The 24,776-nt window shown below is 72.6% G+C and carries 23 protein-coding genes; 9 read left to right on the top strand and 14 right to left on the bottom strand.

The genetic code is table 11. The annotated features are described in order from the left end of the window. Positions 1–65: 65 nt before the first annotated feature. Positions 66–1,142 (top strand): SPFH domain-containing protein, encoded by a 1,077-nt coding sequence (locus tag ACIQPR_RS41425; protein WP_403660120.1) that lies wholly within the window; start codon positions 66–68, stop codon positions 1,140–1,142. Beyond that, entirely contained in the window at positions 1,139–2,038 is a 900-nt protein-coding gene (locus tag ACIQPR_RS41420) for a hypothetical protein (RefSeq protein WP_403660117.1), read from the top strand. The genes ACIQPR_RS41425 and ACIQPR_RS41420 overlap by 4 nt, the downstream gene beginning before the upstream one ends. A 3-nt stretch (positions 2,039–2,041) precedes the next feature. Here the strand turns inward: ACIQPR_RS41420 and ACIQPR_RS41415 are convergent, their stop codons facing one another. The 3 genes from ACIQPR_RS41415 to ACIQPR_RS41405 all read right to left on the bottom strand — a co-directional run bounded on the left by ACIQPR_RS41415 (position 2,042) and on the right by ACIQPR_RS41405 (position 6,881). Further along, the gene (locus tag ACIQPR_RS41415; protein WP_403660114.1) at positions 2,042–4,624 is read right to left on the bottom strand and encodes a polynucleotide kinase-phosphatase; all 2,583 of its coding nucleotides are present in this window, start codon (positions 4,622–4,624) and stop codon (positions 2,042–2,044) included. Continuing rightward, complete coding sequence (locus ACIQPR_RS41410; RefSeq protein WP_403660111.1) at positions 4,621–6,084, bottom strand: 3' terminal RNA ribose 2'-O-methyltransferase Hen1; 1,464 nt, start codon at positions 6,082–6,084, stop codon at positions 4,621–4,623. Before ACIQPR_RS41410 ends, ACIQPR_RS41415 begins: the two co-directional genes overlap by 4 nt. A gap of 131 nt (positions 6,085–6,215) precedes the next feature. Next, positions 6,216–6,881 (bottom strand): TetR/AcrR family transcriptional regulator, encoded by a 666-nt coding sequence (locus tag ACIQPR_RS41405; protein ID WP_403660109.1) that lies wholly within the window; start codon positions 6,879–6,881, stop codon positions 6,216–6,218. Between the two features lie 164 nt (positions 6,882–7,045). On the opposite strand from ACIQPR_RS41405, the gene ACIQPR_RS41400 reads away from it, so the two are divergent. Next, positions 7,046–8,521, top strand: a complete 1,476-nt coding sequence (locus ACIQPR_RS41400) for an MFS transporter (protein WP_403660106.1) — start codon at positions 7,046–7,048, stop codon at positions 8,519–8,521. Between the two features lie 38 nt (positions 8,522–8,559). On the opposite strand, the gene ACIQPR_RS41395 is transcribed toward ACIQPR_RS41400, so the two are convergent. Beyond that, on the bottom strand, positions 8,560–9,483 hold the full coding sequence (locus ACIQPR_RS41395) for an LLM class F420-dependent oxidoreductase (protein WP_403660103.1): 924 nt from the start codon (positions 9,481–9,483) through the stop codon (positions 8,560–8,562). A gap of 243 nt (positions 9,484–9,726) precedes the next feature. Between ACIQPR_RS41395 and ACIQPR_RS41390 the strand changes: the two genes are divergently transcribed. Continuing rightward, the gene (locus ACIQPR_RS41390) at positions 9,727–9,900 is read left to right on the top strand and encodes a hypothetical protein (RefSeq protein ID WP_403660100.1); all 174 of its coding nucleotides are present in this window, start codon (positions 9,727–9,729) and stop codon (positions 9,898–9,900) included. A gap of 32 nt (positions 9,901–9,932) precedes the next feature. Here ACIQPR_RS41390 and ACIQPR_RS41385 read toward each other — a convergent pair whose 3' ends face one another. The 4 genes from ACIQPR_RS41385 to ACIQPR_RS41370 form a co-directional block, all read right to left on the bottom strand. Next, positions 9,933–10,406, bottom strand: a complete 474-nt coding sequence (locus ACIQPR_RS41385; RefSeq protein ID WP_403660097.1) for a DUF6099 family protein — start codon at positions 10,404–10,406, stop codon at positions 9,933–9,935. 191 nt (positions 10,407–10,597) lie between these two features. After that, positions 10,598–10,924 carry a nucleotide pyrophosphohydrolase gene (locus tag ACIQPR_RS41380; RefSeq protein WP_403660094.1) on the bottom strand — a complete coding sequence of 109 codons (327 nt, stop codon included), beginning with the start codon at positions 10,922–10,924 and terminating at the stop codon, positions 10,598–10,600. After that, positions 10,921–12,162 (bottom strand): AAA family ATPase, encoded by a 1,242-nt coding sequence (locus tag ACIQPR_RS41375; RefSeq protein ID WP_403660091.1) that lies wholly within the window; start codon positions 12,160–12,162, stop codon positions 10,921–10,923. Before ACIQPR_RS41375 ends, ACIQPR_RS41380 begins: the two co-directional genes overlap by 4 nt. Before the next feature lie 100 nt (positions 12,163–12,262). Next, positions 12,263–12,658 carry a cell division protein SepF gene (locus ACIQPR_RS41370; protein WP_403660088.1) on the bottom strand — a complete coding sequence of 132 codons (396 nt, stop codon included), beginning with the start codon at positions 12,656–12,658 and terminating at the stop codon, positions 12,263–12,265. 198 nt (positions 12,659–12,856) lie between these two features. Between ACIQPR_RS41370 and ACIQPR_RS41365 the strand changes: the two genes are divergently transcribed. Both ACIQPR_RS41365 and ACIQPR_RS41360 read left to right on the top strand, forming a co-directional pair. Next, positions 12,857–16,900, top strand: a complete 4,044-nt coding sequence (locus ACIQPR_RS41365; protein ID WP_403660086.1) for a molybdopterin-dependent oxidoreductase — start codon at positions 12,857–12,859, stop codon at positions 16,898–16,900. A 198-nt stretch (positions 16,901–17,098) separates the two neighbouring features. Then, positions 17,099–18,772, top strand: a complete 1,674-nt coding sequence (locus ACIQPR_RS41360; protein WP_403660083.1) for a hypothetical protein — start codon at positions 17,099–17,101, stop codon at positions 18,770–18,772. A 7-nt stretch (positions 18,773–18,779) separates the two neighbouring features. Here ACIQPR_RS41360 and ACIQPR_RS41355 read toward each other — a convergent pair whose 3' ends face one another. Beyond that, a complete protein-coding gene (locus tag ACIQPR_RS41355; RefSeq protein WP_403660080.1) occupies positions 18,780–19,295 on the bottom strand; it encodes a YceI family protein in 516 nt (171 codons plus the stop codon). 113 nt (positions 19,296–19,408) lie between these two features. Here ACIQPR_RS41355 and ACIQPR_RS41350 point away from each other — a divergent pair, with 113 nt between their 5' ends. Further along, positions 19,409–19,897 carry a MarR family winged helix-turn-helix transcriptional regulator gene (locus tag ACIQPR_RS41350; RefSeq protein WP_403660077.1) on the top strand — a complete coding sequence of 163 codons (489 nt, stop codon included), beginning with the start codon at positions 19,409–19,411 and terminating at the stop codon, positions 19,895–19,897. A 10-nt stretch (positions 19,898–19,907) separates the two neighbouring features. Here ACIQPR_RS41350 and ACIQPR_RS41345 read toward each other — a convergent pair whose 3' ends face one another. The 4 genes from ACIQPR_RS41345 to ACIQPR_RS41330 all read right to left on the bottom strand — a co-directional run bounded on the left by ACIQPR_RS41345 (position 19,908) and on the right by ACIQPR_RS41330 (position 22,265). Beyond that, positions 19,908–20,510, bottom strand: a complete 603-nt coding sequence (locus ACIQPR_RS41345; RefSeq protein WP_403660074.1) for a sigma-70 family RNA polymerase sigma factor — start codon at positions 20,508–20,510, stop codon at positions 19,908–19,910. A 118-nt stretch (positions 20,511–20,628) separates the two neighbouring features. After that, entirely contained in the window at positions 20,629–21,303 is a 675-nt protein-coding gene (locus ACIQPR_RS41340) for a hypothetical protein (protein ID WP_403660071.1), read from the bottom strand. A 31-nt stretch (positions 21,304–21,334) separates the two neighbouring features. Next, positions 21,335–21,607, bottom strand: a complete 273-nt coding sequence (locus ACIQPR_RS41335) for a hypothetical protein (RefSeq protein WP_403660068.1) — start codon at positions 21,605–21,607, stop codon at positions 21,335–21,337. Between the two features lie 127 nt (positions 21,608–21,734). Beyond that, complete coding sequence (locus ACIQPR_RS41330) at positions 21,735–22,265, bottom strand: DUF6790 family protein (protein WP_403660065.1); 531 nt, start codon at positions 22,263–22,265, stop codon at positions 21,735–21,737. A 57-nt stretch (positions 22,266–22,322) separates the two neighbouring features. Between ACIQPR_RS41330 and ACIQPR_RS41325 the strand changes: the two genes are divergently transcribed. Next, a complete protein-coding gene (locus tag ACIQPR_RS41325; RefSeq protein WP_403660062.1) occupies positions 22,323–22,757 on the top strand; it encodes a MarR family winged helix-turn-helix transcriptional regulator in 435 nt (144 codons plus the stop codon). 102 nt (positions 22,758–22,859) lie between these two features. Here ACIQPR_RS41325 and ACIQPR_RS41320 read toward each other — a convergent pair whose 3' ends face one another. Next, positions 22,860–23,804, bottom strand: coding sequence for a LysR family transcriptional regulator (locus ACIQPR_RS41320; RefSeq protein WP_403660059.1), 945 nt, complete (start codon positions 23,802–23,804; stop codon positions 22,860–22,862). A gap of 118 nt (positions 23,805–23,922) precedes the next feature. Between ACIQPR_RS41320 and ACIQPR_RS41315 the strand changes: the two genes are divergently transcribed. Next, positions 23,923–24,774, top strand: coding sequence for an inositol monophosphatase family protein (locus ACIQPR_RS41315; protein WP_403660056.1), 852 nt, complete (start codon positions 23,923–23,925; stop codon positions 24,772–24,774). The last annotated feature ends 2 nt before the right edge of the window (positions 24,775–24,776 follow it).

Genomic DNA, 24,776 nt, shown 5'->3' with positions numbered 1-24,776 from the left:
CGTCTTACTGACGAGATCGATGCGGGGTCCCACGGGATCCCGCTGACCGGATCTGAGGGACTCTGATGGCCGACATCACCCGGCGCCTGGGCTGGCGCCACCTGCGCGGGGCGCCGACGGCGCACATCCGCCACCACCGCTCGGGCAAACTGCTGCACGACGGGCCCGGACTCAGCTTCTGGTTCCGCGCGTTGACCGCGGCGCTCTCCGAAGTGCCGGTCGACGACCGGGAGTTGGCCATGACCTTCCACGCCCGCACCTCCGACTTCCAGGACGTGGCGGTCCAGGCGACCGTCACCTACCGGATCAGCGACCCGGCCCTCGCCGCCGCGCGGCTCGACTTCTCCGTCGACCCGGACACGGGTGTGTGGCGCGGCGCGCCCCTGGAACAGCTGGGCACACTGCTGACCGAGACGGCCCAGCAGCACGCGCTGGCCGTGCTCGCCCGCACCTCCCTCTCGTCCGCGCTGGTCGACGGGGTGACGGCGGTACGGGAGCGGATCGCGGCCGGGCTCGGCGCCGAACCCCGCCTCCCGGCCACCGGGATCGAGGTGGTCGCCGTCCGTGTGATGGCGCTGCGGCCCGAACCCGAGGTGGAGCGGGCGCTGCGCACCCCGGCCCGCGAGCAGATCCAGCAGGAGGCGGACCGCGCCACCTACGAACGGCGGGCGGTGGCCGTCGAACGCGAACGGGCCATCGCCGAGAACGAGCTCGACAGCCAGATCGAACTCGCCCGCCGTGAGGAGCAGTTGGTCGACCAGCGCGGCACGAACGCCCGCCGCGAGGCCGAGGAGCACGCGGCGGCCGACGGGGTGCGCGCGGAGGCCGAGGCGACCCGCACGGTACGGCTCTCGGAGGCCGAGGCCACCCGGACGGTACGGCTCGCCGACGCCGAGGCGGCCCGTTCCGTACGGCTCGCCCGTGCCGAGGCCGAGGGTTCGCGCGAGGTGGGCGACGCGCGGGCCTACGCCCAGGCGGCCTGGCTGCGGGTGCACGCCGATGTCGACGTCGCCACGCTGAACGCGCTCACCGGGACGCGGCTCGCGGAGAACCTGCCGAACATCGACAGCGTCACCATCTCGCCGGACGTGCTGACGGGGCTGCTCGCCCGGCTCGGCGGCGGTGGCGGGGCCGGCGCGTGAGTCTGGCACCGCGGGTCGTCCTCGTCCACCGGACCACGGAGTACGAGGAGTTGGTGGCCCGGCACGGGACGCACGGCCAGGCCGCCTACTTCCTGCGCTCGCGCGGGCGGGACATCGAGGAGGTCGCCGAACGGCACCGCCGCGCCCGGCGGGCGCTGGCCGAGATCTCCTCCGCGGTTCCGCTGACCTGGCGTCAGACACAGGTCGAGCGGGCCGACTTGGACCGGTTCCTGTTCGCGCCGGAGGACGTGGTGGTCGTGGTCGGGCAGGACGGGCTGGTCGCGAATGTCGCCAAGTACCTCGCCGGACAGCCGGTGTTGGGCTTCGACACGGACCCGGGCCGCAACCCGGGGGTCCTGGTGCGGCACCGGCCGGCGGACGCCGGCGTCCTGCTGGCCTCCGCCCTCGCGGCGGGCACGGGTGCGGACGAACTCACCATGGTCGAGGCCGTGGCCGACGACACCCAGCGGCTGGTCGCGCTGAACGAGATCTATCTGGGCGCCGTCGGTCACCAGACGGCCCGATACCGCCTGGGTCTGGAGGGCGACGGGGGTGTCGTCGAGGCCCAGGCGTCCTCCGGGGTGCTCGTGGGAACGGGCACCGGAGCCACGGGATGGCTCCGGTCGGTGTGGCAGGAGCGGAGCAGCGCGCTCGCCCTGCCACACCCCTCGGAGGACCGGTTGGTGTGGTTCGTACGGGAGGCGTGGCCCTCGCCGGTGACGGGGACGTCGTTGGTGGCCGGCGAACTGGCGGGCTCCGCCTCCCTCCGACTCACCGTCGAGTCCGAGCAGTTGATCGTGTTCGGGGACGGCATGGAGTCCGACTCCCTGGAACTGACCTGGGGGCAGACGGTCGGCGTCGGAGTGTGCGGACAGCGGCTGCGACTGGTCGGCTGACCGTCACAGCCTCGGGTCCACCGGCTCCGACTCCAGCGCCAGCACCCCGAACACCGCCTCGTGCACACGCCACAGCGGCTCCCCCTCCGCCAGCCGGTCGAGCGCCTCCAGACCGAGCGCGTACTCCCTGATCGCCAGCGACCGCTTGTGGTTGAGGAAACGGCCGCGCAGGCGGGCGAGGTTGTCGGGGCGGGTGTACTCGGGGCCGTAGATGATCCGCAGGTACTCGCGGCCGCGGCACTTGATGCCCGGCTGGACCAGTCGGCCGCTCTCGCCGCGCACCACCGCCCCGACCGGCTTGACGACCATGCCCTCGCCGCCCCGGCCGGTCATCTCCAGCCACCAGTCGACGCCCGCCCGTACCGACTCCGGGTCGCCGGTGTCGACGTAGAGGCGGCGCGTGGTCTGGAGGAGGCCGGTGCTGTCGTGCTCCACCAGGCGGTCCAGCAGGGCGAGTTGTTCGTCGTGCGGGAGCGCGGCGAGGCTGCGGCCCTGGACCGCGAGGAACTGGAAGGGGGCCAGGCGGACGCCGTCGAGGCCGTCGGTCGGCCAGCAGTAGCGGCGGTACGCGTCCGTGAACGCCGAGGCGTCGGCGGCCCGTTCGCGCTGCCGGGACAGCAGGCCGGACACGTCCACGCCCCGGCCCTCGGCCGTCTCCAGCGCGGCCAGCGCGGCCGGGAAGACCGCCCCGGAAGCCGCGCCGACCGCCGCGTACTGACCGCGCAGCAGCCCGGACGCCTTCAGCGACCACGGCATCAACTCCGCGTCCAGCAGCACCCAGTCGCCCGCGCCGGAGGCGCTGTCCGATGCAGCAAGTTCCGCCCAGAGGGCCGAGGCGTCCAGCGCCGTCCGCAGCCGGCCGAGGAACTCCTCGGTCACGGAGGGGTCGTCGAAGAACGGGCGGCCGGTGCGGGTGTAGAGCGAGCCCGTCGGGCCGTCGACGCCGAAGCGCCTGCGCGCCGTCTCCGCGTCCCGGCACACCAGCGCCACCGCCCGCGAGCCCATGTGCTTCTCCTCGCACACGACCCGTGCGACCCCGTCCTGCGCGTACTGTGCGAACGCCTCGGCCGGGTGCTCCAAGTAGCCCTCTTCCCGCGAGGTCGCCGTCGGCGCCATCGTCGGCGGCAGATACGGCAGCAGGCGCGGGTCGACCGCGAAGCGGCTCATGACCTCCAGGGCCGCCGCCGCGTTCTCCTCGCGGACCGCCACCCGGCCCGCGTACCGGGTCTCGACGGCACGCCGGCCGTGCACGTCCGCAAGGTCCAGCGGACGGCCGTCCTGGCCGCCGGGTGCCTCCGAGCGCAGCGGGCGGGCCGGCTCGTACCAGACCCGCTCGGCCGGTACGTCGACCAACTCCCGCTCCGGCCAGCGCAGCGCGGTGAGCTTGCCGCCGAAGACGGCGCCCGTGTCCAGGCAGATGGTGTTGTTGAGCCAGCTCGCCTCGGGGACCGGGGTGTGGCCGTAGACGACGGCCGCGCGGCCCCGGTAGTCCTCGGCCCACGGGTAGCGCACCGGCAGCCCGAACTCGTCGGTCTCGCCGGTCGTCTCGCCGTACAGCGCGTGCGAGCGGACCCGGCCGGAGGTGCGGCCGTGGTACTTCTCGGGCAGGCCCGCGTGGCAGACCACGAGCCGGCCGCCGTCGAGGACGTAGTGGCTGACCAGTCCGTCGATGAACTCCCTTACTCGGGCGCGGAATTCGTCGCTCTCCGCGTCCATCTGCTCGATGGTCTCGGCCAGGCCGTGGGTGTGCTGGACCTTGCGGCCCTTGAGGTGACGGCCGTACTTGTTCTCGTGGTTGCCCGGTACGCACAGCGCGTTGCCCGAGCCGACCATGGACATCACCCGGCGCAGCACACCGGGCGAGTCCGGGCCGCGGTCGACGAGGTCGCCGACGAAGACGGCGGTGCGGCCCGCCGGGTGGACGCCGTCGTCGTAGCCCAACTTGCCGAGCAGGGACTCCAGTTCGGCGGCGCAGCCGTGGATGTCGCCGACGATGTCGAAGGGGCCGGTGAGGTGGGTCAGGTCGTTGAAGCGCTTCTCGGTGACGACGGAGGCGTTGTCGATCTCCTCGACCCCGCGCAGGATGTGCACCTTGCGGAAGCCCTCGCGCTCCAGGCCCCGCAGGGAGCGCCGGAGTTCGCGGGTGTGGCGGGTGATGACGCGGCGCGGCATGCCGGCCCGGTCGGCGCGGGCGGCGTTGCGCTCGGCGCACACCTCCTCCGGCACGTCGAGCACGACGGCGATGGGCAGGACGTCGAACCGCTTGGCCAGGTCGATCAGTTGGCGTCGGCTGTCCTGCTGCACGCTGGTCGCGTCGACGACCGCGCGGCGACCGGCCGCGAGGCGCTTGCCCGCGATGTAGTGCAGGACGTCGAAGGCGTCCCGGGTGGCGCTCTGGTCGTTCTCGTCGTCCGAGACCAGGCCCCGGCAGAAGTCCGAGGAGATGACCTCGGTCGGCTTGAAGTGGCGCTGCGCGAAGGTGGACTTGCCGGAGCCGGAGGCGCCGATCAGGACCACGAGGGAGAGGTCGGTGACGGGCAGGACGCGCCCCCGCTGCTCGTTCCCGGAAACCTGTGTCTCGGTCATGCCGCCTTCGCCTCCTCCGTGGTCACCTGCTGGAATACCGCCATCTGGGTGGGCGGTCCCACCTCGGGGTCGTCGGGTCCGACCGGTACGAACTCGACGTCATAACCGTGCCGCCCGGCCACCTTCGCCGCCCACGCGCCGAACTCGGCGCGGGTCCACTCGAAGCGGTGGTCGCCGTGGCGGACGTGTCCGGCCGGGAGGGTCTCCCAGCGGACGTTGTACTCGACGTTCGGGGTCGTCACGAGGACCGTCCTCGGGCGGGCGGCGCCGAACACCGCGTACTCCAGCGCCGGCAGCCGGGGCAGGTCGAGGTGCTCGATCACCTCGCTGAGCACGGCGGCGTCGTAGCCCGCCAGGCGCTTGTCGGTGTAGGCCAGCGAGCCCTGGAGGAGCCGGACGCGCGAGGACTGCCGCTCCCCCATGCGGTCGAGCTTGAGGCGGCGGGCGGCGATGGTGAGCGCGCGCATCGACACGTCGACGCCGACGATCTCCGTGAACCGGGTGTCCTTGAGCAGCGTCTGCACCAACTGGCCCTGGCCGCAGCCGAGATCGAGGACGCGGGTGGCGCCGGACGCCTTGAGGGCCTCGACGATCGCCTCCCGGCGGCGCACGGCGAGCGGCGTCGGCTTCTCCTCGGTCTCCGTCTCCGTCGCGACGGCGTTGTCGATGTCCTCGACCTCGCTGTCGTCGGCCTCGGCGAGCCGTACCAGTTCCAGTCGCTCCATCGCCTCCCGGGTCAGGGACCAACGGCGGGACAGATAGCGGCTGGTGATGAGTTTCTGCTCGGGGTGCGCGGGCAGCCAGCCCTCGCCGGCCCGCAGCAGCTTGTCGACCTCGTCGGCGGCCACCCAGTAGTGCTTGGCGTCGTCGAGGACCGGGAGCTGGACGTAGAGGTGGCGCAGTGCCTCGGCGAGCGTCAGCGTCTCCGACTCCAGTACGAGGCTCACGTAGCGCGAGTCGCCCCACTCGGGGAACTCGGCGTCCAGCGCGACCGGTCGGGCGGTGACCGTCCAGCCGAGCGGCTCGAAGAGCTTGGTTACGAGGTCGGTTCCGCCTCTGGCGGGCAGCGCGGGCACCTCGACGCGCAGCGGCAGCGGCCGGGCCGCGCGCTCGGGGCGGGCGTCGCACACACCGCGCATGGCGCTGGAGAAGACCGCGCTCAGGGCGACGGCGAGCAGCGAAGAGGCCGCGTACGGACGGTCGTTGACGTACTGCGCGAGCGCCGCGTCGGGCGCGCCCCCGCGCCCATTGCCCTTGCCCCGCCGGACCAGTGCCACCGCGTCGACCTCCAGCAACAGCGCCGCCGTGCAGCGCCCGGCATCCGCCTCGGGGTAGAGGACGTGTGCCGTGCCGTAGGACGTGGAGAACGCCTGCGCCTTCCCGGGATGCTTGTGCAGCAGGAACCCGAGGTCGGTGGCGGGGAGTTCGGGGGTGCCGGTGGTACTGATCGTCAGGAACATGCGGAGGACCTCTCCGACGGTGGACGGGGTGTGGTGGCGTACGTGCGGGAGCCCCCGGGGCCGGTGACACCCGGGGGCTCGGCAGGACGACCGCCCCACCTTCGCACAGGCCGGGCGAGCTGCGCCTTCGGTTATCGCGCGGGGCCGTCCGCCAGCCGCCGCACCGTCGCGACCGTCTGGTCGAGGATCGTGTCGAAGAGGCGGGCGTGGGCGGCCGGGAGGCCGGCGAGGAGGGGGCGGAGGGCGTCCGCCGCCGGGTCGGGGGCGGGGCTGTCGTCGAGGAGGGCGGTCATCTCCTCGTCGGGTCTGCGGTGGCCCTCGTAGACGGCGTGGCCGAGCATGGTCGAGGAGATGAGGGTGACGGCCAGGGCCAGGTCCTGCGGGGAGAGGCCCGCGGGGGCGAGGATCTCGCGCAGCCGGGTCAGGCCGGGGGTCCAGGCGGGGTGCCGGGTCGTGGTCATGTAGGGCATGAGCTGGGGGTAGGGGCGGAGGTTGGCCTGGCCCGCGCGCATCCAGGCGCGGAGCCGGTCGGGCCAGGGGCCCTCGGGGATGGGGTCGCGGCGCATGGCCTCCAGGACGTGGTCGGCGGCGGCCTGGAGGAGGGCGTCGCGGTCCGGGAAGTAGCGGTAGAGGGCCATGGGGGCGGCGCCGACGGCGTCGGCGACCCGCTTGATGGTGAGGGACACGGCGGGTTCGGCGAGCAGTACCTCGACCGCGCCCTCGACGATCCGCTCCCGTGACAGCCGGGGCGGGCGCCCCCTGCCCCGGCGGCCGGAACCCGTCGCCACCTGCGTCATCCGCTGCGCCTCTCCGTCCGTGACAGCCGTGCCCGGACAGGGGAAGGCTACCGCTCCGGCACTTTCCGGGCCCGGCTCCCATTATTTTGCGTATGGCGTACGAAAAACATGCCAGACTCGTTTCGTTCGGCCCCCTGTCGTACGCACCAGCCGGAGGCTTCGCCATGTCCGCGTCCGCTGTCCCCACCCCGCCCGCCGAGGGGTCCGGGCCCGCGCGCTCCGGCGCCGTCGTCTGGGTCCTGGCCCTCGGCGGGATCACCGTCTCGCTGATGCAGACGCTGATCATCCCGATCGTGCCCGAACTGCCGAAGCTGCTGAACTCCTCGCCGTCCGACGCCACTTGGGCGATCACCGCGACCCTGCTCGCCGGTGCCGTCGCCAACCCGGTGGTCGGGCGGCTCGGGGACATGTACGGCAAGCGGCGGATGCTGCTGCTCAACCTCGTGCTGCTGATAGCGGGTTCGGTGGTCGGCGCGCTCAGCGACTCGCTCGCGCCGATGATCGTCGGACGGGCGCTCCAGGGCTTCTCGATGGCGGTCATCCCGCTCGGCATCAGCATCATGCGCGACGAACTCCCGCCCGAGCGGCTGGGATCGGCGACCGCGCTGATGAGCGCGTCGCTGGGGGTGGGCGGTGCGCTGGGGCTGCCCACGGCCGCGTTCATCGCCGAGAAGGCCGACTGGCACGTGCTGTTCTGGACGGCGGCGGTGCTCGGCGCCGTGGTCACCGTGCTCGTCGTGGCGCTCGTACCGGAGTCGGCGGTGCGCAGCGGCGGCCGGTTCGACGTGGTGGGCGGCGTCGGGCTGTCGATCGGCCTGGTGTGTCTGCTGCTCGCCGTCTCCAAGGGCGCGGACTGGGGCTGGGGCAGCGGGACGACGACCGGACTGTTCGTCGCGGCCGTCGCCGTCCTGCTGGTGTGGGGCTGGTGGGAGCTGCGCACCGACCGGCCGCTGGTCGATCTGCGGACCAGCGCGCGGCGCCAGGTGCTGCTGACCAACCTCGCGTCCGTGGTGTTCGGCTTCGCCATGTTCGCGATGTCGCTGGCCGTGCCGCAACTGCTCCAACTGCCCACGCTCACCGGCTACGGCCTGGGCCAGACCGTGCTCGCGGCGGGCCTCACGCTGGGCCCCTCCGGCCTGGTGATGATGGCCACGGCGCCGCTGTCCGCGCGGATCTCGGCGGCGGCCGGGCCCCGGGTCACCCTCATGCTGGGCGCGCTGATCGTGGCCGCCGGTTACGGCCTCGGGGTCGTCATGCTGGCCGCCGTCTGGCAGGTCGTCGTGGTGTGCTGTGTGATCTCCGCCGGGGTCGGCCTCGCCTACGGCGCGATGCCCGCGCTGATCATGGGGGCCGTGCCGCTGTCCGAGACGGCCGCGGCGAACAGCCTGAACAGTCTGATGCGTTCGATCGGCACGTCGGCCTCCAGCGCGGTCGCCGGGGTCGTACTGGCCCATATGACGACGACGTTCGGCTCGCTGACGGTCCCCTCCCACAACGGTTTCCGCGTGATCATGGGCATCGGTTCGGTGGCGGCCCTGGCGGCCCTGGCACTGGCCGCGTTCCTGCCGGGCCGGCGGTCCGCCGTCGGCGCGGGCGTGCCGACGGCGGCCTCCGCCGGGGCGGGGGCAGCGGCGAGGTAGGGGCCGGGGCGCGGTCAGGGGCACCGGCCCCCTCGGCGCTACGACAGCTGCGACTGCACCTGGGCCGAGATCAGCTCCAGGTGGTCCAGGTCGTCGAGGTCGAGGATCTGGAGGTAGACGCGCCGGGAACCGGCCTCGGCGTAGCGGCCGATCCTGTCGACGACCTCGGACGGGGAGCCCGCCAGGCCGTTGGCCTTGAGCTCGTCGACCTCGCGGCCGATCGCGGCGGCGCGGCGGGCGACCTCCTGGTCGTCCTTGCCGACGCAGACGACGAGGGCGTTGGAGTAGACGAGGTCGTCGGCCTTGCGGCCGGCCGCCTCGGCGGCGGCACGGACCCGGCCGAACTGCCGCTCGCTGTCCTCGACCGAGGCGAAGGGGATGTTGAACTCGTCGGCGTACCGTGCGGCCAGCTTCGGCGTGCGGCTCGCGCCGTGCCCGCCGATCAGCACGGGGATGCGGGCCTGCGCGGGCTTGGGCAGCGCGGGCGAGTCGGTCAGGTCGTAGTACGTGCCGTGGAAGTCGAAGGTCTCACCGGGCTTGGTCTCCCACAGTCCGGTGACGATGGCCAGCTGCTCTTCCAGACGGGCGAACTTCTCCTTCGGGAAGGGGATGCCGTACGCCTTGTGCTCCTGCTCGAACCAGCCCGCGCCCAGGCCGAGTTCGACCCGGCCGCCGGACATCTGGTCGACCTGTGCGACCTGGATGGCGAGCACGCCGGGCAGGCGGAAGGTACCGGCCGTCATCAGGGTGCCGAGCCGGATCCGCCTGGTCTCGCGGGCGAGTCCGGCCAGGGTCAGCCAGGCGTCGGTGGGACCGGGAAGGCCGTCGCCGGACCCCATGCTCAGGAAGTGGTCGGAGCGGAAGAAGGCGTCGAAGCCCAGATCCTCGGTGGCCTTGGCCACGGCGAGCAAGGTGTCGTAGGTGGCGCCCTGCTGGGGCTCGGTGAAGATACGGAGATCCATACCTCCATCCTGCACGCCGACCGGCCCCTCGACCCCACCGGTCCCCCGGACCCCACGCCTGCCCGGTCGGGTGAACTTGCGTCAACCGTGCGCTCGGGACTGCCCGTGCCAGTGACCGGCCCGGATGATGATCGTTGGCTCGGGCGGAGCCGGACCGCCGGGATTCCCGCACCGGCGAGGCGACGCCGGGGCGTCAACCGCATCGGCCTCCGCTTCCGGGGGCCACGGGCCGAGGAGGCCGTCATGTCCGAAGAAGCCGTGCCGCAGCAGGGCGGGACCGCGCAACCGAAGGGGTTGTTGCAGCAGATGGAGGAGCTGATGGCGTCACTGAACGCGGACCTGTCCGCCCTCGACGCGGATCTGTCGGCCGCGAGCACGGGGTCGGCGCCCGCCGAGGAGGGCGGCGCGACCGCCTGACGCCGCCGCGGCGCCGGAGGCGGACGTCTCGGTCACCCCGCCTCCCGCTCCGGTATCTCCGCCCGCTCCCGGTCCGCCAGTCTTCGCAGCATCTCCAGGACCCGGTCCCGTGACTCGTCCGCCGCGTCGATCGCCTCCATGCACTGCCAGTACGTCCCCTCGTCGTCCGCCGCGCAGGCGATGCCGACCAGGGCGATACCGACCTCGCCGAGCAGGCCGCCCAGGCAGAGCAGGGCGAGCCGGGCGTCGCCCAACTCCGTGAGCTGCGCGGCCCGCAGGTCCTCGACGGCGAGCACCGGGGTGTCCAGGACACCGCAGCCCCGGCCCGCCAGCTCGGTCAACCCCAGTGCCTCGCCGCGCAGTTCGGGCGGGCCGAAGACCGCGAGGCGGCTGCCGATCGCCTGGGCCAGGGCCTGCGCCTGCCACACCTCCGTCATGGTCTGCGGCACATCGTCGCTCCCCGCCAGGGCGCGCCTGCTCGTCAGGATGAGCCGCATCGCGTCCATCCGCTGCCCCCGTCATGTCCCGACGCGCTGTTCGCACGTCCGCCCGAACTCCCTTGTCCACTACCCAGAGTGAGAGTCCCTGAGGCGAAAAGCCAGAGGAAGGCGGAAATCTGTGGACAACAAATCGGTTGCGGACAGATTAATGACTCCGGAGAGTGAAAATGGACGCGCCCGCTCCCCCGACCTGTCCATTACGGCCGGGGGAACCTGTCCTCGTTCCGGTCGATCTTCGCCTCCAGCGCGGCGAGCGGGTCGACGCCGAGCACCTCGCACAGCTGGAGCAAGTAGGCGAGTACGTCGGCGACTTCGTCCCGCACCCGGTGCGCGCGGTCCGGGTCGTCCATGACCCGCGCGGACTCCTCGGGGGTCAACCACTGGAAGATCTCGACCAGTTCGGAGGCCTCCACACTGAGCGCGGCGACGAGGTTCTTGGGCGTGTGGTACGGCTGCCAGTTGCGGGCGGCGGCGAACTCCGCCAGCCTGCGCTGGAGTTTCGCCACGTCGAGATGTTCTGTCACGGCACCAGGTGTACCACCGTGACCCCCTCGACCTGTTCGGCCCAAGACGCGTCGCTCACCGCGCCGACCAGCCGGATGTGCCCGCGCTCGCACATCCGGGCGGCGAGCCGCAGCAGTTCGGCCCGTTGCCGTACGTCCAACGCCCGGTCGATTCCGTCGGCGAGGACGGTGAGGGTCCGCATCGCGGCCGGGACCTCGCCCGGCGGGTCCACCTCAAGGACGCCGGGGCCGGTGAGGAGCACCAACGCGAGGGCCGCGTACCGGAGTTCACCGTCACCGAGCCGTTCGAAGCCGGTGCGCACCCGGTCGCCCCGGTCGAGCACGGCCCGGACCGTGCCGTCGCCCAGGGGTTCCGCGAGCACGTCGGCGACGACCGGGGCGCAGCCGGCGCGGACGGCCGCGACGAGCTGGCCGTGCCGTCGCGCGCACTCGCTGCGGGTGCGCCAGAGCACGTCGGCGAGGTTGGCGCAGTCCCGCAGCAGCCGCCCGTCGCCGATCGGCACGGGGGCGCGCATCCGGTCGGGGACCGGGTCGCAGGCGAAGACGGACCGCAGGGCGACCACCATCTGCTCGGCGGCGGCGAGGACTTGGCGCTGTCCGTCTGTCTTGCCCGCGACCCGCAAGGGCAGCAGGGCGGTGCCGAGCCGGTCGTCGGGGAGCGGGGCCCGGGTGACCGGTGAGGAACCCGCCGTGTGCCAGGCGGCCTGGACGAAGCGGCGGGTGGGGTCGCGCAGGGCGGTCTCCAGCAGGACCAGCCCGCCGGACGTCAACCGCTCGCCCACGATGCGCAGTTCGGGCTCGGCCTGGACGGCGACATCGAGCCGTACCGGGCCCTCGGGTCCGTCCGCCGTGCAGCCGATGCGGAACCCGCGCCGCCGCTGCGCGTCGGGCCGGGCCCGGTCCGGGACGCAGGCGACCGGGTCCGGGAACACCTCCCCCACCGCGCCTCCGCCGCCCAGGCGCGCGAGTGCCTCGTAGGCCCGCAGCGCGCTCGTCTTGCCGCAGCCGCTGGGCCCGGCGAAGAGGGTGAGCGGCCCGAGCGCGAACCCGGCCCCCCGGTGCGCGGCGAACGCCGACAGCCGCAGTTCGGTGAGGTGCGGCCGGTCGGGGCAGGCCTCGGCCTCCGGGTCGGCGGCGGGCACCGGCCGGGGCGCGGCGGCCTGCGCGGGCACGCGGGGCTCGCACGGCGGGGCGGGCTGCGGGAGGTGGGACCGCGGGGACTGTGGGGGCAGGGCCATATCCGGACCGTAGGCCTCCGCCGTCAGGCGAACCGTTCCCTCCCGGCGACCTTCCTACGATCGGGGGACCGGCCCGCGCCGCGCCCGGCAGCGGGCGGACTCACACGCCCGGAACCCCCGCCCCCTCCATCAGCCCGCGCACTTCCGTGCCGGGCGGCGTGAGCAGGAACACATTCCGGTCCACGCGGGTCATCCCGCTCGACAGGCCGAAGACGACACCCGTGCTGAAGTCCAGCACCCGCTTGGCGACCTCGCCCTCCGCGCCGGTCAGGTCGAGCAGCACGGGTATGCCCGCCATCAGGGTCTCCGCGACCTCGCGGGCGTCCCCGAACACGTTCACGCGCAGGACCACGAAGCGGCGGCGCGGCTCGGTCGCGGCCTCGGGCACGGCCCGGTGGCCCACGGCGGACGGCCAGGCGTCCCGGCCGCGCAGCGGCACCACCTGCGCGAGCCCCTCCCACTGTTCGTCGGTGACATCGTGGCTGTTCACCGGCATGCTCCGTCCTGGGTCGCGCTGGCAGTCTGCATCCGGCAATTGTTGCGCACTGTCACCCGTTCGGCCCAACAGCGACACACTCCGCGACAAGATCGGCCGCATCTCACACCGGCCCCCGGCCCGTTGTGCAGCGCGCGTAACCCCTCATGATCGAGCCGCGTGACATCGGCGTAACGGGCAATTCGTAGCGTCTACGGCATGACGACGAGCCTCCGGACGCAGCAGGTACGAACGGTCTGCTCGTACTGCGGTGTGGGCTGCGGCATGCTGCTGAACGTCGGCGCGGGTCCCGACGGCAGGCGTACGGTCCTGAAGGCGTCCGGCGACAAGGCGCACCCGGCGAACGCGGGACGGCTGTGCACCAAAGGCGCGACCACGGCCGAGATGCTCGCCGCGCCGGGCCGGCTGACCGGCGCGCTGGTCCGGGACGAGCGCGGCGCGGAGCCGGTGCCGGCGCCGGTCGCGGACGCCGTCGCCGAGACCGCGCGCCGGCTGCGGAGGATCGTCGACGAGCACGGGCCGGACGCGGTCGCCTTCTATGTCTCGGGGCAGATGAGCCTGGAGGCGCAGTATCTGGCGAACAAGCTGGCCAAGGGGTTCGTGCGGACGAACCAGATCGAGTCCAACTCCCGGCTGTGCATGGCGAGTGCGGGTGCCGGTTACAAGTCGTCGCTGGGCGCGGACGGGCCGCCGGGTTCGTACGAGGACTTCGAGCGGGCGGACGTGTTCCTGGTCATCGGCTCGAACATGGCCGACTGCCATCCGATCCTCTTCCTACGGATGATGGAGCGGGTCAAGGCGGGCGCCAAGCTGATCGTCGTCGACCCGCGCCGGACCGCCACGGCGGCGAAGGCCGACCTGTTCCTCCAGATCGCGCCGGGCACCGATCTCGCCCTGCTCAACGGCCTGTTGCACCTGCTGCACGAGAACGGGCACACCGACCAGGAGTTCATCGCCGCGCACACCGAGGGCTGGGAGGCGCTGCCCGGGTTCCTCGCCGACTACCCGCCGGACGCCGTCGCCGCGACCACCGGTCTCGCCGAGGACGACATCCGGACGGCGGCCCGGCTGATCGGCGAGGCGGGCGAGTGGATGAGCTGCTGGACGATGGGCCTCAACCAGTCCACGCACGGCACCTGGAACACCAACGCCCTCGTCAACCTGCATCTCGCGACGGGCGCCATCTGCCGTCCGGGCAGTGGCCCGTTCTCCCTCACCGGCCAGCCGAACGCGATGGGCGGCCGTGAAATGGGCTACATGGGACCGGGGTTGCCGGGCCAGCGGTCCGTACTGGTCGACGCGGAACGGGAGTTCACCGAGGAGGTGTGGGGGCTGCCGCCGGACACGATCCGCGCGGACGGTGTCGGCCGGGGCACCGTCGAGATGTTCCGGAAGATGGCCGACGGCGAGATCAAGGCCTGCTGGATCATCTGCACCAACCCGGTCGCCTCCGTCGCCAACCGACGCACCGTCATCGAGGGCCTGGAAGCAGCCGAGTTCGTCGTCACCCAGGACGTCTTCACCGACACCGAGACCAACGCCTACGCCGACGTCGTCCTGCCCGGCGCCCTGTGGACCGAGTCGGAGGGCGTCCTCGTCAACAGCGAGCGCACCCTCACCCTCGCCCGCCCCGTCGTCGACCCACCCGGCGAGGCGATGTCCGACTGGCGGCTCATCGCGGCCGTGGCCTGCGCGATGGGCTACGAGAAGGGCTTCTCCTACGACAGTGCCGAGCAGGTCTTCGAGGAGATACGGCAGTTCTGGAACCCGGTGACCGGGTGGGACCTGCGCGGGGTGACCTACGAGCGGCTGCGGGCCACCCCGGTGCAGTGGCCGGCGGCGGCGGAGGACGGGCCGGAGCGCAATCCCATCCGGTACGTGGGCGGCGGTGAGCTGCGGTTCCCGACGGCCAGTGGACGGGCGGTGTTCCACGCCCGCCCGCATCTGCCGGCCGCCGAACTGCCCGACGACGACTACCCGTTCGTGCTGAACACGGGACGCCTCCAGCACCAGTGGCACACCCTGACGAAGACGGGCAAAGTCGCCAAGCTGAACAAGCTGAACCCCGGGCCGTTCGTGGAGCTGCATCCGCAGGACGCGCGGGAGTTGGGGATCGCGGAGGGCGACTCGGTGGAGGTCGCGTCGCGGCGCGGGCGGGCGGTGCTGCCGGCCGTGGTGACCGACCGGGTGCGGCCCGGGAACTGTTTCGCGCCCTTCCACTGGAACGACCTCTTCGGTGAGTACCTGAGCGTCAACGCCGTGACGAGCGACGCGGTGGACCCGGTCTCCTTCCAGCCGGAGTTCAAGGTCTGCGCGGTGTCGATGGCGAAGGTGGCGAGCGCGCCACCGGCCGCAACGGAGGTACGGCCGCAGGCACTTGAGCCGACCTCGGTGACCCCGGGCGCGAATCCCTTCGGACTCGACCCCGCTCCCCCGCCGGTGCTCACCGCACAGGAACGCGTCTACCTGACCGGCTTCCTCGCGGGCATCGAGTCCGGTGCCCCGGGAGTGCCGACGCTTCCGCCGGACGCGCCCTTCGGTGCCGAACACGCCTTGTGGGTCAACGGTGTTCTGGCCGGGATGTATTCGCGGTCGACGGCCGCTCCCGCGCCGGAGGGGCAGCGGCAGCCGCAGGACGGGCGGCAGATCGTCGTGCTGTGGGCCTCGCAGACGGGTAACGCCGAGGAGTTGGCGGCTGCCACCGCCGAACGGCTCGGCTCGGCCGGGCACCGGGCGAGTCTGCTCGGCATGGACCAGGCCGACGTCGGCACGCTGCCGCCCGGCGCCGATCTCCTCTTCATCACCAGCACGTTCGGCGACGGCGACGCCCCCGACAACGGCTCCGGCTTCTGGGACGCGCTCGCCGCCGAGCAGGCGCCCCGGCTGGACGGAGTGCGGTTCGCGGTGCTGGCCCTGGGCGACTCCTCGTACGACGACTTCTGCGGGCACGGGCGCCGACTGGACGCGCGGCTGGACGAGTTGGGCGGGGTGCGGCTGGCCCCGCGCACGGACTGCGAGCCGGACTTCGAGCCCTCGGCGGACGCGTGGCTGGGCCAGGTGCTCAACGCGCTCGGCACCGACACCGAGACCGAGACCGAGCCCCCGACACCGCGGCCCCGCACCCCGAAACAGACCCTCACCGCCGCCCGGCTCGTGGGCAACCGGCTGCTCAGCCGCCCCGGCGCGGGCAAGGAGGTCCGCCGGTTCACCCTCGACACCGGCGGCACCGACCTGGCGTACGAGACGGGTGACGCGCTCGGCGTGCGGCCGGTCAACTCCCCCTCCCTGGTGGAGGAGTGGCTCGCCGCCACCGGCACCGACGCCCGGACGGCCGTAGCGCTGGAGGGGGTGGGGGAGGTCCCGTTCGCCGAGGCGTTGCACCGGCGGTTGGACATCACCCGGATCACCCCGGACCTGCTGCGGTTCGTGGCCGAACGGGCGCGGGACGACCGGGAGTTGCGCAAGCTGCTGCGGCCGGACAACAAGGACCGGCTCGCGCAGTGGAGTTGGGGGCGGCAGGCGGTGGACGTGCTCGCCGAGTATCCGGTGAAGGCGGCCGCGCAGGACTGGGCGGGAGTGCTCAAGTCGCTTCAGCCGCGCCTGTACTCGATCTCCTCCAGCCCGCTCGTCGACCCGCACAGTGTGTCGCTGACGGTGTCGGTGGTGCGGTACGAGAATCTCGACGGCCGTCCGCGCGGCGGGGTCTGCTCACCGTTCCTGGCCGATGCCGAGACAGGCACCGAGGTACCCGTGTTCGTGCAGCGGTCGCCGCACTTCCGGCCGCCCGCCGACGCGGCGACGCCGATGGTGATGGTGGGGCCGGGCACGGGTGTCGCGCCGTTCGTCGGGTTTCTCCAGGAGCGGCGCGCGCTCGGGCACTCGGCGCCGAACTGGCTGTTCTTCGGCGAGCAGCACCGCGCGACGGACTTCTACTACGAGGAGGAGCTGACCGCGCTGCTCGGCGAGGGCGCGCTCGCCCGGCTCGACACGGCCTTCTCCCGCGACCAGCGGGCCAAGGTGTACGTGCAGGACCGGATGCGGGAGCACGGGCCGGAGTTGTGGCACTGGTTGCAGCAGGGCGCCCACTTCTACGTGTGCGGTGACGCCTCGCGGATGGCGAAGGACGTGGACCGGGCGCTGCGTGACATCGCAGTCGCGCACGGCGGGCTCGACGAGGCGGAGGCGGCCTCGTACGTGAAGCAACTGGCGGCGGCCAAACGGTATGTGCGCGATGTTTACTGAATGAACCGATGGCTTCGGTCAGTTGAACAATGACGTTCGCTTTTGCGGCTTTCTCTACCAAAATCGGACTTCTTACCACCCTCACACCTGACTCTTCACGCTGCGCGCCACCCCGCTCACCGGCGCCGAATAGCCTCCTGTGTCGTGCACTTGGCAGAAACACCTCAGGTGACACCCGGTCGGCGGACACAGTCGGCGGTGTCCGCCCCGGAACCTCCCGCGCAGTGGCATCGCATCCTCACCCTGCTCGCCGACATCAGTCTGTTCATCGGCGTCCGGCCGGTGTGGACGCAGGCCGCCAGCCACCGGCTCGTCGTGGCGGCGGCCGTCTCGCTCTGCTACGTCTCGATCCTGGTGTGCGGTGTGCTGGCCCTGGTGGTGCGCCGGGCGCGGTCGCTGGCCCGGATCGACCTCGCCGTGCTGGTGACGGCGGTCCTGCTGACGCTGGCCGCGTGGTCGGTGTTCCACAACGGCGGCGACGAGGCGGTCCTCACCACCCAGGCCGCCAAGGAACTGGCCGCCGGGCACCCGGTCTACGGACAGCCCTGGCCGTGGCTCTTCCACTCCGGCGGTGTCGCGCTGACCCCGACGGTGTCCGGCGGCTACGACTACACCTACGGATATCCGCCGCTGGAAGCCCTGTTGACGGTACCGCTGCTGTGGATCGGGCACGGCGGCGCGCCCGCGACGGCCGTCGCCACCGGTGCGCTCATCGCGGGCGCGGTCCTGATGTGGCGGCTGCTGCCCACCCAGTGGCGCTCGGCGGCCACCATCGCCTGCCTGGGCCTGGGCCTGCTGCCGACGTACGGCCGGCAGGGCTATCCCGCCGTGCTGGCCATGGCGTTGCTGGTGCCGGTGGTGATCCGCTGGCCCCGGATCGGCAGGGGCGGCCGGCTCGGTCCCGCCGGGATCGCCCAGGCCGCGTGTCTGGGCGCGGCCTGCGCGGCCCAGCAACTCCCCTGGTTCCTCACGCCGTTCCTGCTGGCCGGGATCTACGCCGTGCGGCGCGGTGAACTCGGCGCCAGGCAGGCGGGGTTGGTGCTGCTGCGGATCGTCGCCGTCGCGCTCACCGCGTGGCTGCTGATCAACACGTACTTCATCGTGCACGAGCCGGGCACCTGGATCGCGGGAATCGCGCTGCCGCTGACCCAGGGCGCGGTGGTGCACGGCCAGGGCCTGGTGGACATCTCCCTGTACTTCACCAACGGCAGCGACCGGCTCGACTGGTACTCCCACGCGAGCATGCTGCTGGCGGCGGGCCTCCTCGCCGTGTTCGTGCTGTTCGTACGGCGGCTCGGCCCGGCCGCGACCGTCCTGCCGTGGTGCGCCTTCTATCTGGCGACCCGCTCTCAGGACGGCTACTACCTGATGATGACGCCGCTGTGGCTGGCGGCGGCGGTCACCACACCGCTCTCCGAGTTCCGCGACGCGTGGCAGCCGCGCCCCCGTGCGCTGTCCGGCCCGCACCGCCGCCGGTTCCGGGTCGCGGCGGCCGTGCTGCTGCTCACGCCCGCGCTGGCGAGCGCCGCCGTGGCGGCGACGGGAGCGGCGCCGATGAGCATGCGGCTGGCCGGGGTGCGGCGCGCGTCGCCGACCGTGGTGACCCGGCTGACCGTCCAGGTCACCAACTCCTCCGACAGCGCCCTCTCCCCCCACTACATGCTCACCACGGGTCAGGGCATGAGCCGGTTCTGGTCCCAGGCGGGCGGTCCGACGACGCTGCCCGCGCACAGCACCGAGCGCATCGAACTCCGGCCGCCCGGGGGGAAGTTCACCCTCCCCCACAAGAAGGTCCGGATCCGGGTGCGGGCGTTCACCGCGAGCCCGCAGACGCTGTCCAGCTCGGACGTCCGGCTCCAGCCCGCGGATTGACGGTCCGTCAGGCGGCGGTGCGCAGGAAGCGCAGCGTGGTGGTGACCGTGGTCAGGCCGCGCAGCATGCCCAGCTGGTTCCAGCCCAGGCCGAACTGGTCGCGGTCCACGGTGAATTCGGCGTCCAGGGTGAGCGCCTCGCCGCTCGCGTCCTTCAGCCGGGCGGTGAAGGTCTGCGGGCGGCTGATGCCGTGGACGGTCAGCTGACCGACGACGTGCACGGCGTCGCCGTCCCGCAACTCCGCGCTGCGCACGGCGAAGGTGATCTCCGGGAACTTCTCCACGTCGAACAGGTCGGCGGAGCGCAGATGCGTGTCGCGCTTGGCGTTCTTGGTGTCGAGGGAGGCGGCGTCCAGGGTGAGCGTGCCGATGGCGGACCCGTCGGCGCGGACCTCGCCCTGGCCGCTCACGGTGCCGAAGGTGCCCTTCACATTGACCAGGCCCCACATCGTCCTGTGGCTGATGCCCACGGTGGAGGCGGCCTGGTCGAGCTGCCACACCCCGGTCTCGACGGCGACGGTCATGATCTCTCCCACTGATTCTGGTTGTCCAAATTTGAATGAGCCTCACGCTAGCCCATTATCCAAATATGGACAACCACCTACTCCAAAATTGGACAACAGGTAGAATCGGAGGCATGACCGACCCCGCTGAGCACCCTGCCGACCAGCCCGGATGCCCCTCCTCGCCGGACGGCGGACTGCTCCCGCCCGAGCTGCGGGCCTGGATGCTGCTGCTGGCGGCGACCGGCGCGGTGGAGCAGGAGCTGCGCTCGGTCGTGAAGGGGAACCTCGACGTCTCGCACGACGAGTTCCTGGTGCTGTGCCTGCTCGCCGAGCAGCCCGAGGGGCTGCGCATGACCCGGGTCGCCGAGCTGCTCGGCCGCCCTAAGACCCGGCTGACGTATCAGATCGCCTGTCTCCAGCACGCGGGCCTGGTCACCCGCAAGTCGGTCTGCGGGGACAAGCGCGGGGTCGAGGTCGCCCTCACGGAGAAGGCCCGACGCCTGCTGACGGAGGCGTCGGGAACCCTCTCCGAGACGGTCAGGCAGGCCCTCGCCCAGTTCGTCGGCCCGGCCCAACGCGAGGCGATGTGCGCCCTGTTGCCGGACCTGGCCGCCGACTGACGCACGGGGATCAGCGGCTACGGCACACGGCGCCCTCGTCGGCCAGCAGGTCCAGGAGGGTGGCCCGGGCCCGCGCCACCCGTGAACGGACCGTGCCCACCGGGCAGTTGCTTATCTCCGCCGCCTCCGCGTAGGGCAGGCCCAGGAGTTGGGTGAGGAGGAACGCCTCACGGCGGTCGTCCGGCAGCAGGGCCAGCAGATCGAGCAGCGCCACGCCGTCCTCGAATCCCGGGAGCCCTTTGGGCTGGGCCAGTTCGACGGCCAGCTGCCAGTCCGGTACGTCGGACAGGCGGGGGCGGGTGGCGGCGCGACGGTAGCTGTCGATCACCGCGCGACGGGCGATGGACAGCAGCCAGGTCCGGGCCGAGGACCGGCCCTCGAAGTGGCGCAGGCTGCCGAGCGCCCGCAGGAACGTCTCCTGCGCGAGGTCGTCGACCGCCTGCGGGTCGGCGCAGAGATGGGCGACATAGCGCAGGACGTCACGGTGCAGCGCGCGTACGAGACGGTCGACGGCGGCGGGATCGCCGTGCCGGGCGGCGAGCGCCCAGCCGGTCAGCGAGTCCTCGCTCGACTCCGTCGCGTCGGGCGCGGCGGACAGGGCAGAAGTGATCACCTGGAGTCCTTCTCGGTCATCCGTGAAAGGGGAGCCGGCCGTCCAGGCGCCGGGAGCGGCGCGGAGGTACGGCCGGGGCCCGGGGCGCGCGGGAGCGGCCCCGGGGTGCCGGCTGCCGTCAGGCGACAGCGGTCCCCACGGGCGGACCCCGGGAGGTGATCGCGTGGACGAGGAGGAGAAGCCGCGGCGCCCGTTCGGAACGGGGGCGGCGCGGACGCGGCCGCGGGCGATGCGGAGGAACCGGCGGCGCCAGCAGCAGTCGTAGCGGAGCCGCGAGCCGGGCGGCCACGGCCCGCAGCAGCCGGAACGCGGCGCGCTCGCCGTAGGCCAGCCACAGACCGCAGAGCAGGGCGGCGATGAGGTGAGCGGTGAGCATGCCGGGCGAGGACGTGCCCCCGGCGGCGGGGGCAGCCGACAGATGCCCCATGTCCATGGAATCCATGGCGCCCATGGAGTCCATGGCGGTCATGGAGTCCGTGGCACCCATACGCATGGAGCCCATGCCGGTGGACCCCATCTCCATGGACAGCCGCCCCGTCGCGGGCCGGGCCAGGGAGAACGCCGAGTGGAGCGCGGCCTGGGCGGCGACCACGAGGGTCACGATCAGCGGGAGGCCGCGTTCACGGCCCGCCAGGGACCAGCCGGCCGCGCCGGTCGCGGCCAGCCCGGCGGCCAGCGCCCAGGCGGGCACATGGCTGCCGGACATCAGGACGTGGCCCAGGGCGGCGAGCACCACACAGACGGCCGCGAACATCGCGGACCGAACCGTGCGCGCACCCCACCCTGCCGTCATGGCGCCTCATCCTGGCATCCGAACCTGGGTCTCAGCAGTGGGTACGGAATCCACCGGTGGTGAACTCAGCGGGAAGCGCCGCCGGGAAGCGCCGCCGGGAGGCATCGTCGGGAGGCGTCGTGGCGGCGCAGGTGGGGCGCGCGATCAGGGCTGTGGGCGTTCTCGGCCGGGGTGCGGGTCCGGCGGGCGGCAGCGGCGGCACCGCCCGGGTCGGCACCCACGGCCCGACGAGGGAGTCGTCGAGCGCGGATCGTACGTCGTCCAAGTCGGCGTCGAGCGCGGAGAGGGTCCTGAAGTCGGGCATGGCGTCGGCGTTGTCGACCAGTGCGTCGAGCGGCCGAGTCCGGTGGCCCGTCCGACCCCGGTGACCAGGGCGGTCCTGGTCGTCACGGCGACGAGACCCTTCCCGGAGGGACAGGCCGTGGTGCCGTTCAGACGAGGGCGGGTACGGCCGGCCGCTCGGTCGCGGTGAGCCGCTGTTCGCGGCGGGCGAGGGCGATCATGACGAGCGGGATGAGCGTGTCGTAGACCAGGACTCCCCCGGTGTTGCCCGGGGCGTGGTCGCCGTGGGCGAACCACTGCCAGAGGTGGCCGATCACCGCGCCCCAGAGGAACATCCCGGCGCCCAGGCCGATGGTGACGCGTTCCCGGGCGGAGGCCGAGGACGAGGCGGCACGCAGGCCCATGATGGCGAGGCCGAGGTTGGCGAAGGCGATCTCGAACTCGAACGGCGTCCGCCGGAAGCCGATCGCGGTGGCCATGGTGTCCGGCATCCCGAGGAAGGAGACCGTCATCCACAGGCTTCCGCAGCCCAGCGCGCCGATCGCCCACCACCGCTGCCAGGTCCCCAGCCTGGCCTGCCGGGAGGGGCTGTGCCGGGTACGGATCAGCGCGCCGGTGACGGCCACCAGCAGCCAGAGCATGGGGAGTGCGGTCTTCGCGAGGTACGAGGCGTTGTCCATGCCATCGAGTCTTGCATGGTTAATATTAACTTTGCAACATTGAGGTACGCTGCACGAATGGACGACGGACTCTCAGACCTGCTGCACCGCGTGGTCTCCCTGCTGGGCGATCTCGCCCGCCGCCACACCGACCCCGAAGACGGCCTCAGCTACAGCCAGATCAGGCTGCTGGGCGCGCTGGAAGACGTGGAACCGGCCACCCAACACCGACTCGCGCAGGCCCTGGGAGTCTCCGACCCGGCGATCAGCCGCGCCCTGCGCCCCCTGGAGGAGGACGGCCTGGTCCGCGTCACCACCGACCCGCGGCACGCCCGCCGCCGCCTGGTCGAACTCACCACCAAGGGCCGCGAGACCTACCACGCCAACGGAAAACCCCTCGCCGACACCCTCCGCCGAGGCCTGCGGGAACAGGACTTCCCCTACGACCGCTACCTCGCCGACACCCTCAGACTGGCCGAACTCCTCGAAGCCGCACGGGCGAAGCAGCCCTGAATCCGGGTCCGCCCCACCCGGTGCGCCTCTCCGCACCCCGGCTCGACCGGGCCCGGACCGCCCCGTCCAACTCCATCCGGCTCCGTCCGACTCCGTCCGGCTTCAGGTGCCGTCGGCGGTCGGCGGGTTCAGGTCGGTCGCTCCGGGGGCCGGTGCGCCGAGGACGGTGCGCAGGGCCGTCAGGAGTTCGGTACGGAGCCAGGTGTGGGCCGGGTCGGTGTCGTAGCGGTGGTGCCAGGCGACGACGACCGGCACGGGCGGCAGGTCGAAGGGCAACGGGCGGGCACTCAGCCGCAGGGCCGCGCAGGCCGGTCGGCACACCTGCTCGGCGACCGTGGTGAGCATGCCGGTGCCGGCGACGAGTTCGAGGGCCGCCGCGGTGGTGGGCAGGGCGGTGCGGACGCGGCGGCGCAGACCGTGTGCGGCGAGGGCGTCGTCGATGGGGCCGGTGAGCCGTCCGCGGCGGGAGACGGTGACGTGCTCGGCCCCGGCGAAGCGCTCGGGGGTGAGGGCACCGGCGGCCAACGGATGGTCGGCGCGCATCACGGCCACCATCCGGTCCACGCCGACTTCGATGGCGGCGATCTCGGGCCGCCCGGGCGCCGCGGCCCCCACCTCCAGATCGGTCTGTCCGCGCGCGAGGTCGGCGACGTCGACGGAGGGCTCGGCGAGGAACCTGATCGAGACGTTCGGCGCGGCGTCGGCGACGGCGGCGGTCAGGAGCGGGGCGAGCGCCGACACGAGGGCGTCGTGGCAGCGGAGGGTAAAGCCCCGCTCCAGCGTCGCGAGGTCGAGAGTCCGCACGGGCGTGAGCACGGCGGTGGCCCGGGCGACCAGTTCGCGGGTCTCCTCGCGCAGCGCGAGCGCGTGCGGGGTCGGGGTCATCGTGCGGCCGGTGCGTACGAGGATGTCGTCGCCGGTGGCCTTGCGGATGCGCGCGAGGGTGCGGCTCATCGCGGGCGGGGACAGGTGCAGGCGTTCGGCCGCCGCCGCCACGCTGTTCTCCTCCAGCAGGGCGTCCAGGGCGACCAGCAGATTCAGATCCACATGCACCACGGTAACGGATGGCCTTACAAGAGTGCACTGGCAATCATGTGAAAGCGCTCGTAGCGTTGAGGTCGTGAAGGGGTCGGACAGACCCCAACTCCCCTGAAGGGAATGCATCATGACGACCACTCAGACGACCGCTCCCAGCACGGACGGCAGCCGCCCGACCCCGATCGCACCGGCCCAGGACCGGAAACTGCTCGACGCCGTGATCGACATCGCCACCGAGGCCGGCCGTGCCCTGGAGGCGAGGTACTCGACGCGGGCCCGTCCGGCCGGCCGCCAGGACATGTTCCGGGCGGGCACGGCCGACGGGGAGGCCTCCCTCGCCGTCCTGCGCCCGCGACTGACCGCGCTGCGCCCCGAGGCACGCTGGCTGACCGACGAGTACGAGACCGCCGAGCTGCCGCCGGGCGAGTGGTGGGTGGTCGACGAGGTCGAGGGCAACGTCAACCACGTGCACGGACTGCCCGAGTGGGCGGTGACCGTGGCGCTGGTCCGCGACGGCCACACCGTGCTGGCCGTCGTACGGCAGCCCGTCGGCGACCTCACCTACACCGCGCTGCGCGGCGCGGGCGCCCACCTCAACGGCGTCCCGCTGCGGGTCTCCGCGAAGGCCGACCTGGACGCCGCGATAGCGGTGACCGGCCAGGCCGAGGCCGACCAGGAGGGCACGTACCGCCGCATCGGGCAGTCCATCACGGCGATGCTCGACAACGCCCTGCTGGTGCGGGCCAGCGTGCCCTCCACGTTCCCGATGCTGCTGGTGGCCGCCGGACACAACGACGTCTTCTGGCAGTACGAGCCCGTCCTGCCCGGCATCGCGGCCGGCGCCCTGATGATCACCGAGGCCGGCGGCACGGTCACCCGAATCGACGGCACCCCGTGGGCGCCGGGCGCCGACACGGTCCTGGCCACGCCGCCGCCCCTGCACGCACCGGCCGTCCGGGTCCTCGCCCCGATCGTCTGACC

Source organism: Streptomyces sp. NPDC091280 (genome assembly GCF_044768565.1).
In the GTDB taxonomy this organism is placed as follows: Bacteria; Actinomycetota; Actinomycetes; order Streptomycetales; family Streptomycetaceae; genus Streptomyces.
This window is presented reverse-complemented; position numbering and strand designations above follow the sequence as displayed.

What these genes read in the sequence shown, in the direction of transcription:
- ACIQPR_RS41425 (WP_403660120.1), top strand. Translation starts at nt 66, where the DNA reads ATGGCCGACATCACCCGGCGCCTGGGCTGGCGCCACCTGCGCGGGGCG.
- ACIQPR_RS41415 (WP_403660114.1), bottom strand. Translation starts at nt 4,624, where the DNA reads ATGACCGAGACACAGGTTTCCGGGAACGAGCAGCGGGGGCGCGTCCTG.
- ACIQPR_RS41410 (WP_403660111.1), bottom strand. Translation starts at nt 6,084, where the DNA reads ATGTTCCTGACGATCAGTACCACCGGCACCCCCGAACTCCCCGCCACC.
- ACIQPR_RS41405 (WP_403660109.1), bottom strand. Translation starts at nt 6,881, where the DNA reads ATGACGCAGGTGGCGACGGGTTCCGGCCGCCGGGGCAGGGGGCGCCCG.
- ACIQPR_RS41400 (WP_403660106.1), top strand. Translation starts at nt 7,046, where the DNA reads ATGTCCGCGTCCGCTGTCCCCACCCCGCCCGCCGAGGGGTCCGGGCCC.
- ACIQPR_RS41395 (WP_403660103.1), bottom strand. Translation starts at nt 9,483, where the DNA reads ATGGATCTCCGTATCTTCACCGAGCCCCAGCAGGGCGCCACCTACGAC.
- ACIQPR_RS41390 (WP_403660100.1), top strand. Translation starts at nt 9,727, where the DNA reads ATGTCCGAAGAAGCCGTGCCGCAGCAGGGCGGGACCGCGCAACCGAAG.
- ACIQPR_RS41385 (WP_403660097.1), bottom strand. Translation starts at nt 10,406, where the DNA reads ATGGACGCGATGCGGCTCATCCTGACGAGCAGGCGCGCCCTGGCGGGG.
- ACIQPR_RS41375 (WP_403660091.1), bottom strand. Translation starts at nt 12,162, where the DNA reads ATGGCCCTGCCCCCACAGTCCCCGCGGTCCCACCTCCCGCAGCCCGCC.
- ACIQPR_RS41370 (WP_403660088.1), bottom strand. Translation starts at nt 12,658, where the DNA reads ATGCCGGTGAACAGCCACGATGTCACCGACGAACAGTGGGAGGGGCTC.
- ACIQPR_RS41365 (WP_403660086.1), top strand. Translation starts at nt 12,857, where the DNA reads ATGACGACGAGCCTCCGGACGCAGCAGGTACGAACGGTCTGCTCGTAC.
- ACIQPR_RS41355 (WP_403660080.1), bottom strand. Translation starts at nt 19,295, where the DNA reads ATGACCGTCGCCGTCGAGACCGGGGTGTGGCAGCTCGACCAGGCCGCC.
- ACIQPR_RS41350 (WP_403660077.1), top strand. Translation starts at nt 19,409, where the DNA reads ATGACCGACCCCGCTGAGCACCCTGCCGACCAGCCCGGATGCCCCTCC.
- ACIQPR_RS41340 (WP_403660071.1), bottom strand. Translation starts at nt 21,303, where the DNA reads ATGACGGCAGGGTGGGGTGCGCGCACGGTTCGGTCCGCGATGTTCGCG.
- ACIQPR_RS41335 (WP_403660068.1), bottom strand. Translation starts at nt 21,607, where the DNA reads ATGCCCGACTTCAGGACCCTCTCCGCGCTCGACGCCGACTTGGACGAC.
- ACIQPR_RS41330 (WP_403660065.1), bottom strand. Translation starts at nt 22,265, where the DNA reads ATGGACAACGCCTCGTACCTCGCGAAGACCGCACTCCCCATGCTCTGG.
- ACIQPR_RS41325 (WP_403660062.1), top strand. Translation starts at nt 22,323, where the DNA reads ATGGACGACGGACTCTCAGACCTGCTGCACCGCGTGGTCTCCCTGCTG.
- ACIQPR_RS41315 (WP_403660056.1), top strand. Translation starts at nt 23,923, where the DNA reads ATGACGACCACTCAGACGACCGCTCCCAGCACGGACGGCAGCCGCCCG.